This window comes from Clostridium sp. 1001271B_151109_B4 (assembly GCF_015670405.1).
Lineage (GTDB): Bacteria > Bacillota > Clostridia > Clostridiales > Clostridiaceae > Clostridium.
In genome coordinates, this window is record NZ_JADPBQ010000007.1 from 29,406 (window position 1) to 42,697 (window position 13,292).

Below are 13,292 nucleotides of genomic sequence, written 5' to 3' on the forward strand. Positions count from 1 at the left end.
ATCCTCCCTATTTTAAAATATTTACTCTACCGTCTATAATTTCTATCTTACCGTTGCTAATTAACTCAATAGCTCTAGGTAATAATTTATGCTCTTCTACTAATACTCTTTTTTGTATATCATCAGCCGTATCCTCAAAGTATACAGGAACTGCTTCTTGAAGTATGATTGCCCCACCATCTACTTCTTCATTTACAAAGTGAACTGTACATCCAGTAACTCTTACCCCAGAAGCTCTTACCGCATTATGTACATGCATTCCATACATTTTATCCCCACAAAAACTTGGAATTAATGAAGGATGAATGTTCACTATTCTATCCTTAAATACTTTTAATATTTCCCCATCTAATATTGAAAGGTAACCAGCTAGTACTATTAAATCAACTTTACCTTTAGTTAATTCTAATATTTTATTTGAAACTTCATTTCCATATTCTTTTCTTGAAACAACATAACTTGGAACTCCTGCATTTTTAGCTCTTTCTAAACCATAAATACCATCTTTACTTCCAATAACCATTTCAACTTTAAAAGAATCTTGTTCATAATCTAAAATTGATTGGAGGTTTGACCCTCCACCAGATACAAGTACTGCTACTTTAAGCAAACTCCTTCACCTCCAGCTGTTACAATCCCAATTTCATAAGCCTTTTCACCTAATTCAATAAGTTCTTTAATAACAGCATCAACATCTTTTTCATCAACACATAATACAAAACCAATGCCCATATTAAATGTATTATACATATGATCTCTGCTTACACCTTTATTAATCATATCTTCGAATATTGCAGGTAATGGATAACTATCTTTTCTTATTTCTGCAGTTAGTTCAGAACCATTAAACATTCTTGGAACATTTTCAATAAATCCTCCACCTGTTATGTGAGACATACCTTTAATCTCAAACTTTTCTATTAAGTTTAATATTGGTTTAACATATATCTTAGTTGGAGTAATTAATGTTTTCCAAACTTCTTCTCCATTAAATTCTTCATTTAAATCTGTATATAATTTTCTAACTAAAGAGAAGCCATTTGAATGTACTCCTGAAGAAGCAATACCAATTAGCTTGTCTCCTGGTTTAATATTTTTTCCATTTATTATTTTATCTTTATCTACAATACCTACTGCAAATCCTGCAATATCATATTCTCCTTCTTTATAGAAACCTGGCATTTCAGCAGTTTCTCCACCAACTAAAGCACAATCTGACATAACACATCCATCAGAAACGCCTTTAACTAAGTCAGCGGCTACTTCTGCTTCAAGCTTTCCACAAGCAATGTAATCTAAGAAGAATAATGGCTTTGCTCCATGACATAAAATATCATTTACACACATAGCTACACAGTCAATTCCAACTGTATCATATTTCTTAGTTTTGAATGCTAATTCAAGCTTAGTTCCAACACCGTCTGTACCAGAAACTAAAACTGGCTTCTTATAACCTTCTGGTAATTCAACCATTCCAGCAAAACTTCCAAGACCATTTAAAACATATTCACTCATTGTTCTTTGTGCATATTCTTTTATAAGCTTTACTGACTTATAACCTTCTTCTATATTAACTCCAGCCTCTTTATAAGTTATCATTTAAATTACCTACCTTTCAGTTTCTATTGGTGTCGCAACTGGATATATTCCATTGAAACATCCTACACAATACCCTTGATTTGCATTAAAGCACTTGTACATACCATCCATTGATAAATATCCTAAAGAATCACAACCGATTATTTCTCTCATTTCTTCTATAGAATGATTAGCTCCTATAAGGTCTTTTCTATAAGGAGTATCAATTCCAAAGTAACATGGATATTGAACAACTGGAGATGCTACTAAGAAGTGAACTTCTTTAGCTCCTGCTCTTCTTAATGATTCTACTAAATGCTTTGAAGTTGTTCCCCTTACTATAGAATCATCTATAAGAATAACTCTCTTATCTTTAATATTTACCTTTAAAGGATTTAACTTAACTGCTACAGCTCTTTCTCTAACTTCTTGAGATGGTGTAATAAATGTTCTTCCTACATATCTATTTTTTACAAATCCAGTATCATAAGGAACTCCTGATGCTTTAGCATACCCTATTGCTGCTGGTATACCTGAATCTGGTACTGCAATAACTACATCTGCATCTATTGGGAATTCTTTATATAATTGTTCTCCAGCTCTAACCCTTGATTCATGAACATCTAATCCATCGATTATAGAATCTGGTCTAGCAAAATATATATACTCAAAAGCACAAGTTTGACATTGAGTATTTTCAGAATATCTATATGAATTTATTCCATTTTCATCAATTACCACAATTTCACCTGGCTCAATATCTCTAACTAACTCTGCACCAATTGCATCTAAAGCACAGCTTTCTGAAGTTAATACATAGCCTTCTTCAATTTTTCCTAAACTAAGAGGTCTTATTCCATGTGGATCTCTTACACCAATAAGCTTATTTTCAGTTAATATAACCATTGCAAATGATCCTCTAACAGCTTGAATAGCATCTAATACAGCTCTTTCAACACCTTTTTTAGCGCCTCTTGCAATTAAATTAGCAATTACTTCTGAGTCAATTGATGTATGGAATATATGTCCTCCATCTTCTAATAACTCTCTAATAACATCTGCATTAACTAAAGTTCCATTATGAGCCATAGCTATTGGTCCTAACTTTGTTTGGCTTAATAATGGCTGTGCATTTTCTATTCTAGTATCACCACTTGTTGAATATCTAACATGTCCAATAGCAGCAAATCCCTTTAAACTATCTATATCATCTTGAGAAAATGCTTCTGTTATAAGCCCCATTCCTTTTTTAATATTTATATCTTCACCATTTGCAACAGCTATACCAGCACTTTCTTGTCCTCTATGTTGAAGTGCATATAGACCGTAATATGTTACTGAAGCAACATCTAATGGATTATTAGAATAAATACCAAATACTCCACATTCATCTTTAAATTTATCATTACTTGGATCCATTATAATATTGTCCAACTTTAGATTCATACTCCTACCCCCGTTAATTAGTTAATAGTTAGTAGTTGATAGTTTTAGGTAGAAACTGCTATCGCAGTTTCTTAAAATTTATTTTTCCTAAAGCTGATTTGAATCAACTTTATTCCTCAACTCACCACTTACCACTTGTAAATTGAAACTATCTAAGCTATTCTTGTATTCTCTTTAAGATTTCAACATATGCATCTTTAACATTTCCAAGATCTCTTCTGAATCTGTCTTTATCTAATTTTTCTCCAGTAGTTGCATCCCAGAATCTGCAAGTATCTGGCGAAATCTCATCTGCTAAAACTATATCTCCGTTATATCTACCAAACTCTAATTTGAAATCTATTAATCTTATGTTAGATTTTAAGAACATATCCTTTAAAATATCATTTATTTTTGCTGTTAAAGAATAAATCTTTTCTAATTCTTCAAAAGTTGTTGCTCCTATACCAACTGCATGATAATCATTTATTAATGGATCTCCTAGTGAATCATCTTTATATGATAATTCAAATACTGTTGTTTTAAGTTCTGTTCCTTCTTCTAATCCTAATCTCTTAGCCATTGAACCAGCTGCAACATTTCTTACAATCACTTCTAGTGGTACTATTTCAACCTTTTTACATAATTGTTCTCTATCATTTAACTTTTCAATAAAGTGAGTTGGAACTCCTTTGTTGTTTAACATTTCAAATAACATTGAAGTAATTGCATTGTTTAAAACACCCTTATCTTCGATCTGACCCTTCTTTTCTCCGTTAAAAGCTGTTGCATCATCTTTGTAAAATACTATTACTTCATCAGCCTTATCTGTAGCATATATTTTCTTTGCCTTACCTTCGTACATCATTTCTAATTTTTCCATTATAAATCCACTCCTTCACCATTTTCAGCTATAAATTTTTCTTTCATTTCTTTTCTATATTCAACTAATTTAGCTTTTAATTCTTTATTTCCCACTGCTAACATTTGTACTGCAAGCATTCCAGCATTATAAGCATTATTTATTCCAACTGTTGCAACTGGAATAGCTTTTGGCATTTGTACTATTGAAAATAATGCATCTAACCCTTCAATAGCGCCTTTACAAGGAACCCCTATAACTGGCATTGTTGTTTGAGAAGCTATTACTCCAGGCAAGTGTGCTGCAAGTCCTGCACCTGCTATTACAACTTCACATCCTTGTGCTTCACATTCTCTTAAAGTTTCCTCTAACTTTTCCGGAACTCTGTGAGCTGATAAAACAAATGCTTTATACTCAACTCCAAATTCCTTTAAGCAGTTAGCTGCTCCTCTCATTATTTCCGTATCAGATTTAGATCCGAAAAATATTGCTACCTTCATTTTTTAAACCACCTTTTTTTAGTTAGTTTTAGTTAATAGTTTAGGTAGAAACTCCCTAAGGAGTTTCTAAAATCAGTTACGCTGACTTTATTCCTTAACTATTAACTCTTAACTATTAACTATTTTAAATTTTATTTAAAATACTTAACTCCCGATTCGAAAATCTTTTGATCAAAGTTTCCTGGTACGTTTTTATATAGGTTTTCTCCAATTCTTTCAGAGTGTCCCATTTTCCCTAAAACCCTACCATCTGGACTTGTTATACCTTCTATTCCTAAGATTGACCCATTTGGATTAAATGGCATATCTAATGCTATATTTCCTTTATTATCAACATATTGAGTTGCTACTTGTCCATTTTCAACTAATTGTTTTAATAATTTTTCTGGAGCAACAAATCTACCCTCTCCATGAGAAATTGCAACGTTATGAATATCTCCTAATTCTACTCCACTAAACCATGGTGATTTCTTAGAAACAATCTTAGTCTTAATTATTGAACTCATATGCCTATTAATTTCGTTATAAGTTAATGTTGCCATATCTTCTTCAATATCAACTATTTCACCATAAGGTACTAATCCTAACTTAATTAATGCTTGGAAGCCGTTACAAATACCTAACATTAATCCATCTCTATTCTTTAATAAATCCATAACTGCATCTTTAATTCTTTCGTTTCTAAATACTGTTGATATGAATTTACCTGAGCCATCTGGTTCGTCTCCAGCTGAGAATCCACCAGGTAACATTATTATTTGACTTTCTCTAATTTGCTTTTCTAAGTTTTCAATTGACTCTGCAAAAGCTTCTTTAGAGTAATTTCTAAATACTAAAGTTTCTGTTTTTGCTCCAGCATTTCTAAATGCTCTTTCACAATCATATTCGCAGTTTGTTCCTGGGAATACTGGAATTATTACCTTTGGTTTAGCAACCTTTATAATAGGTGATTTAAGATTTGATTCATTGTATAAGACCTCCTTAACTGACTCATTTTTATCAGTAGTTTTAATCTTAAATACCTTTGATAATTTCTTTTCATAAGTTTCTTCTAAAATATTTAATTTTAAATTTAAATCATATTGTTGTGAAACTATTAATTCATCTTTAATTGTGCATCCTATTGCCTTGTAAGCGCATCCTTTAAACTCTTCATCTACATTTACATCAGACTTTACTTCTAAAACTAAACTTCCATAGTTTAATCCGAATAATTCTTCCTTAGTTAGATTAAAGAATTTAACCCCAATTTTATTTCCGAAAGCCATCTTTGAAAGTGTTTCAGACACTCCACCAAACTTAACGCTTGAAGCTGATATTACTTTACCTTCTAAAATAAGCTCATGTAACTTCTCTAAATTCTTTTTATATCCTTCTACCTTTAATGTGTAATCTTCATTTCTTTCTGCCATTAAGAATACTAATTTTGAACCAACTTCTTTAAGTTCTGCACTAATTATATTCTTTGCCTTTTCTACTCCAACAGCAAAAGCTACTAATGTTGGAGGTACATCTATGTCTCCAAAACTTCCAGACATTGAGTCTTTACCACCAATTGCAGGTATTCCTAAATCTATTTGTGCTTGGTATGCACCAAGTAGTGCTGCAAATGGTTTACCCCATCTTTCTGGACTCTTTCCTAATTTTTCAAAATACTCTTGAAGGGTCAATCTTGCCTTTCTGTAATCCCCACCTACAGCTGCAAGCTTTGTAACTGCTTCTATTATTGAGTAGTATGCCATATGATATGGACTCCATACTCCTAAATCTGGATTTAATCCATAACTCATTATTGTAGCCTCTTCACTTACCCCATTTAATACTGGAATCTTAGCAACCATTGCTTCTTGTTCTGTATTTGCATCCCTACCACCATATGGCATAAGAACTGTTCCTCCACCAATAGTAGAGTCAAATCTTTCAACTAATCCTTTTTGTGAAGCAACATTTAATTTTGTTAAGTTATTTAACCACTCTTCTTTAACATTTACATCTCCAACTGTTAAAGGATATTCTCCTGGTAACTTAACTTCTACATTAGTTACTTGTCTTGCTCCATTTGTATCTAAGAAGCTTCTCTTTAAGTTAACTATTTCTTTACCTCTCCAATACATTCTTAATCTTTCAGTATCTGTAACTTCTGCAACAACAACCGCTTCTAAGTTTTCTACTTTAGCTAACTCTATAAATCTATCTACATTTTCCTTATTAACTACTACAGCCATTCTTTCTTGTGATTCAGAAATTGCAATTTCAGTTCCATCTAAACCTTCATATTTTTTAGGTACTCTATCTAAATTGATATCTAACCCTCTAGTTAATTCTCCAATTGCTACTGAAACTCCCCCAGCTCCAAAATCATTACATCTTTTAATCATTTGAGCTATTTCAGCATTTCTAAATAATCTTTGAATTTTTCTTTCTGTTGGTGCATTACCTTTTTGAACTTCTGCTCCACATTCATTTATTGAGTCTTCAGTATGTTCCTTTGATGAACCTGTCGCTCCCCCAACACCATCTCTTCCAGTTCTTCCTCCAAGAAGAATTACTATATCACCAGCTTGTGGTTCTTCTCTTATTACATTTTCTTTTGGTGCTGCTGCTATAACTGCACCAACTTCCATTCTTTTAGCAACATAGTTTGGATGATATACTTCTGAAACTTGTCCAGTTGCTAAACCAATTTGGTTACCATATGAGCTATAGCCATGAGCCGCTCCTAAAGTAATTGTTCTTTGTGGTAATTTACCTTTTATAGTATTCTCTACTGGTAATGTTGGATCTGCTGCACCAGTAACTCTCATTGCTTGATATACATATGTTCTACCTGATAGTGGGTCCCTTATGGCACCTCCTAAACAAGTTGCTGCTCCACCAAAAGGTTCAATTTCAGTGGGGTGATTATGTGTTTCATTTTTAAACATCACTAGGTACTCTTCATTACCCTTATCTGTTTCTATGTTAACTTTTATTGAACAAGCATTTATTTCTTCTGAGATATCTAGGTCATCAAGCATTCCTCTTTTTCTCATTTCCTTCATAGTAATAACTGCTATATCCATTAATGTTTCGTCTCTATCAGTTTCTCCATAAACAAAATCCCTTGATTTTAAATATGCTTCATATGATTTTTGCACTGCATTATTTAATTCACCAATTTCAAAAGTTACATCTTCAATTGCAGTACTAAATGTTGTATGTCTACAGTGATCTGACCAATAAGTATCAATTACTTTTATTTCAGTAATAGTTGGAATTCTTTCTTCCTCTTTAAAGTAATCCCTTATCATCAATAAGTCTTCAACACTCATTGCTAGTCCTAATTCTTTGTGGAAGTCTTCTATTGCTTTTCTATCTTTGCTAACAAAATCATGAAGTATTTCTACATCGTTAGGTTCTGCTAATTTTGAAGAAAGCTCAATATTATCTATTGCTACCTCTCTAGAATCTACAGGATTTATATAGTAAGTCTTAATTTTTTCTATATCTTCTTTAGTTAAGTTACCTTTTAAAACTATAACTTTAGCTGATTTTACTTCAACTCTTTCTTCAGATCCTAATAATCCAATACATTCTGATGCTGAATCGGCTCTTTGATCATATTGTCCTGGTAAAAATTCTACAGCAAATGCTATTTCATCATCGTTTATAGGAAGATTTCCTTCATATAAATTATCCACTGTCTTTTCAGCAAATATTGTATATAAAGACTTTTTGTAGTATTCCTCTTTCATTTCACCTAATATATACTTATTTACCACTCTTACAGCTTGAAGATTCTCTATTCTTAAATTACTTTTAAAATCTTCCATAAGGCTTTTAGCTTCAACATTAAAACCATCTTTTTTTTCTACAAAAATGCATTTAAACCCTAACATTCTATACCTCCACATACATAAATTTCAAAACACGAACATTATTACATTTTTTATTTATATTCTTCGTGTTAATTAAATATTACCAATTCGATTTATATTTGTCAACATTGTGAAATATTATTTAACATATTTTTCGTCATATATCCGAACTTTAATTAACTTTTAATATTTTAAATTCGTTTTATTGACTATTTATCAATTTTATATCTCAAAATAAACTTTTACTGTATTAACATTATTAAAATTAGAAATACTATATAGGATAAATTAGACTATAAATATAATTTAAGGAGTGATTTTATGAGACTTCCTAAACACATTGGTGTTATTCCTGATGGTAATAGACGTTGGGCTGAAAATAATGGTCTTTCAAAAGAAAAGGGGTATAACATAGGCATTAATCCTGGACTTTTACTATTTAAGTTATGTGAAAACTTAGGTATAAAAGAAATAACTTACTATGGATTTACTACTGATAATACCAAAAGACCTACTGTTCAAAAAGATGCATTTATAAAGGCTTGCATAGATGCTGTAAAGTTACTCTCTCACGAAAATGCAGAATTATTGGTTATTGGGAATACAGAATCTCCTTGCTTCCCCCCTGAATTATTACCTTTTACAACAAGAAGGACTTTTGGAAAAGGTGGAGTTAAAGTAAATTTTTTAGTTAATTATGGTTGGGAATGGGATTTAAACTTATCTAGACAGACACATACTAAAAGAAATAATTTAGATTTAGTATTACATTCAAAAGATATTTCTAGAATTGATCTTATTATTAGGTGGGGCGGACGAAGAAGATTAAGTGGCTTTTTACCTATACAATCAGTTTATTCTGACTTTTATGTAGTTGATGATTATTGGCCTGATTTTAAAGTTCAGCATATATACGATGCACTAGAGTGGTATTCAACTCAAGACATTACATTAGGAGGTTAAGCCTTAATTCAAAGATGTGATTTAATAGAACTATAAATAATATAACAAATAATAATTTAAACGATGAATTCTTACTTTAACTTTTTATCAAGTAATTACAAAAAATAAGAATAAAAAAGTGCCACAAGATATTTCTTGCGACACAATCCTACGTAACCTAAAAGGTCACTAATATTTTTCCCTTAAAACTTCATTTTATTCAAGTATTAATTTAAATTCATCACTTGACATACACTATTAGAAACTATTAAAATTTAATGACCATTATTTTAAGGAGAGATTAAATGATTATCGGAAAAGAACTACAAGATGAAAATAAATACTTAAATAAAACAATAGGAAAAATTACTGATTTACTTAATAGTTATGGTGTTTCAAGTGAAGAACAAGATAAAGAAATAATAAAGCATAGAAAGTTTTTATGGGATAATAGAAATGAATTAGATGAAATTGAAATAAATGAAAACTGTGGACAGGTTGCATTAAATGAACAATTACATGCTAAGAAAGTATCAAGAATTAGAACATTAGAAAAACAACTAGCTAATCCTTATTTTGCTAGAATTGATTTTAAAGAAAATGGTGAAGATACTGAAAGCTTTTATATAGGATTATCTACTGTAGAAGATGAAGATAATTTTGATATTTTTGTATTCGACTGGCGTTCTCCTGTTGCTAATATGTTTTATGACTTCGAAGCTGGTCCTGCATACTACGATGCTCCAGTTAGAAGAATAGAAGGCCATATAGAATTTACTAGACAATATAATATTAAAAATGGTCAAATAGTCTTTATGCATAACTCAAACGAAAGCTTATGTGATGAGGCTTTAACATCAATGCTAAGTGGAAATGCTACTGATAAAATGAAAAATATAGTTGCTTCTATTCAAAAGGAACAAAATGACATTATAAGAAGTGATGATAGTAAAATATTATTCATTCAAGGTGCTGCTGGTTCTGGTAAAACATCTATAGCATTACATAGATCTGCTTACCTATTATACAAACATAGAAAAAATCTTAGCGCTGATAATATTTTAATCTTCAGTCCAAATGAAGTTTTTGCAGAATATATTTCAGATGTATTACCTGAACTTGGCGAAAGTAATATACGTCAAACTACATTTGAAATTTTTTCAAAGAGATTCTTACCATCAAATTATTTATACGAAAGTAAAAATGACCATTTAGATTATATTTACTCTAACCATACTGATTTAGATACATTCAAATTAAGAACTAAATCTATGGAATATAAAAATACGTTAGACTTTATGGATACTTTAAATAAATTCATATTAGATATTCCAAGACTTATTACTAATGTGACTCCAATTACAATTGAAGGCGTACAAATAGTAAGCAAAAAGTCAGTAGAAAAAACTATATTTGAGAGATTTAAGGATATTCCTTTCTTAAATAGAATTGATGTTGTTAAACAAAGTTTATTTTCTCAAGTAGAAAATAAATATTTATCTTCAAAAGATAATTCTCATTTTGATTATGTTGAAGATAAAAAAACATTCTATGATTTTTGTAAAGCACAAGTTGATTTACAAGTTGATGCTATGATTAAAACACTTGATAGTGTTGCTATTTACAAATCTCTTTGGAGCAACATTGAAAATTATACAAATATTGATTTAAAGAATACAAAAAATTTAACTTTAAATTATTTAAATAATAACGAAGTAAAGTTTGAAGATATTACTCCTATAATTTATATAAGATCTTCATTAGAAGGTTTCAGAAGTTATGGAAATATGAAACATGTTTTAGTAGATGAAGCTCAAGACTATAGTCCATTATTCTACGAAATAGTTAAAAGATCTTTCCCAAATGCTTCACTAACAATTATGGGTGATTTAAATCAAAGAATTGATAAACATTCTAATGTAAAAAGTAGAAATAGTATAACTGATGTGTTTAATGATGTTAAAACAGTAGTTCTAACTAAAAGCTATCGTTCAACAGGTAATATAACTAATTTTACTAAGGATATTTTAGAAACCCACGAACCTATAGAAGCTGTTGATAGAATTGGTGATAATCCAACTATTCATATTATTGATAATAACTTAGAAGAAAGAATTTCTACTAAGATAAATGAAATGAAAGATAAAGGTTATAAATCTATAGCTATTATTTGTAAAAACAAAGAAAATAGTGAAAAACTTTATTCTTCTTTAAAAGAACTAGATGATGATATAAATTTAATAATTAGTGATAAATGCGAATTCAAGATTGGTATTAATGTAATATCTTCATATATTGCAAAAGGATTAGAGTTTGATGGGGTTATTTTAGCTGATGGTGAAAGTTATCTATCAATTGAAGATAAGCATTTATTCTATACAGCATGTACAAGAGCATTGCATGAATTGCACATATATGCTAATACTTCATTAGAAAATATATTACCTCAAGATAATAGTCTTTACACTTTAACTGATAATTAATTCATATTTAAAGTGATCTCTCATATAAATGAGTTACCCTTAAATATTTATTTTAAAACCTTTCTTAAGCATCTTTAATTATATATAACATAAAAGCATCGTATCAATTGATACGATGCTTTTTTTAATATTAATTATCTTTTTTAAGCATTTCTCCAATAGCTGCTATGCTACCAAGTGATGATAAAGTTTCATTTGGTAAGATAAGCTTATTAGCTGGATTTTTAGACATCTCTTTAAGTGCTTCAACTTGTTTAAGTGCTATAACTGTTTCATTAGTTCCTGATTCAATAATAGCTTCGTTTACTTTTCTAATAGCTTCTGCTTCTGCTATAGCTATTTGTTCTATAGCCTTAGCCTTACCTTCAGCTTCTAAAAGTTGAGATTCTTTTAAACCTTCAGCTCTTCTAATATTAGCTTCTTTTTCTGCTTCAGCTTCAAGAATCTTAGCTCTCTTTTCACCTTCAGCTTTTTCTATTTGAGATTGTCTTTGACCTTCAGCTACTAATATAGTAGCTCTCTTATCTCTTTCAGCTTTCATTTGCTTTTCCATAGCTTGTTGTATTTCAGCTGGTGGAATTATGTTCTTAATTTCAACTGATAGTACTTTTATACCATAAGCATCAGTAACTTCATCAATAATACCAAGTAATTGTTGGTTTATACTGTCTCTTCCTGCAAGAACTTCATCCAATGTCATATTACCTAGTATATTTCTTATGTTTGTTGTAGCTGAATAAACTATACCTGATTTATAATCTTCAATATTATATACTGCATCTTTTGCATTAAGCATCTTATAGAAAATAACGTTATCAACTGAAATTTTAACATTATCTTTAGTGATAACTGATTGTGGTGGTACATCTAAAATTTGTTGCTTAGTTGATACTTTTTTTCTTACAAAGTCTACACCTGGAATTACAAAATGCCACCCTGGTTCTAAAATTTTATGGAATTGTCCTAATCTTTCTACTACATATAAATAACCTGTGTTTACAACTTTAATTGATGATAATAGCACTAAGAAAATGATTACTAGTAATGCTACTAAAAATATTAATCCTGACATATTATTCCTCCTTCAAACTTACAATTAACTTATTACCTTCAAGTCCTGTAATTGTATATTCTTGACCTTTTCTTATTATTTTCCCTTTATTATAAGCAGTCCAATAAATACCACTTACTTTTATCTTTGATGTCTCCCCCATATCTTCTTCTGCAATCATTGTTCTACCTATATAGGTTTGTTCCATCGTTGGTACATGATTAACATCAGCCTTGAATTTCTTTTTTGCCCAAGGATAACCAATTGAAACAGTCACAACTCCAACAACTAAAAACGCTATAACTTGCCACACAACAGCAACTTCTAATAATGAAAGTATTATTGCAACTAAAGCTCCTAAGGAAAACCACATAAATATGAAACTACTCGTAATAACATCAATAGCAATTAAAAATACTGCAACAAGAATCCAAATAATTACCTCAACCATAATTTCTCCCCCTTTCTTTATTCTATTATTAAATCATTAATAATATTTTAATAATATTTTAATTATATACTATATTATTCTTCTTTTGTATTAATTCTTCCAAATAGTTAAGTCTTAACTACAAACTCATTGTAATATATTAT

The 13,292-nt window shown here is 30.2% G+C and carries 10 protein-coding genes; 2 read left to right on the forward strand and 8 right to left on the reverse strand.

Annotated elements, in window-relative coordinates; genetic code table 11:
• Positions 1–7: 7 nt before the first annotated feature.
• From purN to I4V63_RS06555, 6 genes are all read right to left on the reverse strand, one after another.
• Positions 8–610, reverse strand: a complete 603-nt coding sequence (gene purN / locus I4V63_RS06530) for a phosphoribosylglycinamide formyltransferase (RefSeq protein WP_196000490.1) — start codon at positions 608–610, stop codon at positions 8–10.
• Entirely contained in the window at positions 598–1,599 is a 1,002-nt protein-coding gene (gene purM, locus I4V63_RS06535) for a phosphoribosylformylglycinamidine cyclo-ligase (protein ID WP_196000491.1), read from the reverse strand. The genes purN and purM overlap by 13 nt, the downstream gene beginning before the upstream one ends.
• A 9-nt stretch (positions 1,600–1,608) precedes the next feature.
• Entirely contained in the window at positions 1,609–3,024 is a 1,416-nt protein-coding gene (purF, locus tag I4V63_RS06540) for an amidophosphoribosyltransferase (RefSeq protein ID WP_196000492.1), read from the reverse strand.
• A gap of 157 nt (positions 3,025–3,181) precedes the next feature.
• Complete coding sequence (purC, locus tag I4V63_RS06545; protein WP_196000493.1) at positions 3,182–3,886, reverse strand: phosphoribosylaminoimidazolesuccinocarboxamide synthase; 705 nt, start codon at positions 3,884–3,886, stop codon at positions 3,182–3,184.
• Positions 3,886–4,365 carry a 5-(carboxyamino)imidazole ribonucleotide mutase gene (purE, locus tag I4V63_RS06550; protein WP_196000494.1) on the reverse strand — a complete coding sequence of 160 codons (480 nt, stop codon included), beginning with the start codon at positions 4,363–4,365 and terminating at the stop codon, positions 3,886–3,888. Before purE ends, purC begins: the two co-directional genes overlap by 1 nt.
• A 131-nt stretch (positions 4,366–4,496) precedes the next feature.
• Entirely contained in the window at positions 4,497–8,243 is a 3,747-nt protein-coding gene (locus tag I4V63_RS06555; RefSeq protein ID WP_196000495.1) for a phosphoribosylformylglycinamidine synthase, read from the reverse strand.
• Between the two features lie 300 nt (positions 8,244–8,543).
• Here I4V63_RS06555 and I4V63_RS06560 point away from each other — a divergent pair, with 300 nt between their 5' ends.
• Both I4V63_RS06560 and I4V63_RS06565 read left to right on the forward strand, forming a co-directional pair.
• Entirely contained in the window at positions 8,544–9,185 is a 642-nt protein-coding gene (locus tag I4V63_RS06560) for an undecaprenyl diphosphate synthase family protein (RefSeq protein ID WP_196000496.1), read from the forward strand.
• A gap of 284 nt (positions 9,186–9,469) precedes the next feature.
• Positions 9,470–11,647, forward strand: a complete 2,178-nt coding sequence (locus I4V63_RS06565; protein WP_196000497.1) for a UvrD-helicase domain-containing protein — start codon at positions 9,470–9,472, stop codon at positions 11,645–11,647.
• A 130-nt stretch (positions 11,648–11,777) separates the two neighbouring features.
• Here I4V63_RS06565 and I4V63_RS06570 read toward each other — a convergent pair whose 3' ends face one another.
• On the reverse strand, positions 11,778–12,719 hold the full coding sequence (locus I4V63_RS06570; RefSeq protein ID WP_196000498.1) for an SPFH domain-containing protein: 942 nt from the start codon (positions 12,717–12,719) through the stop codon (positions 11,778–11,780).
• A gap of 1 nt (position 12,720) precedes the next feature.
• Positions 12,721–13,149 carry an NfeD family protein gene (locus I4V63_RS06575; RefSeq protein ID WP_196000499.1) on the reverse strand — a complete coding sequence of 143 codons (429 nt, stop codon included), beginning with the start codon at positions 13,147–13,149 and terminating at the stop codon, positions 12,721–12,723.
• Between the last annotated feature and the right edge of the window lie 143 nt (positions 13,150–13,292).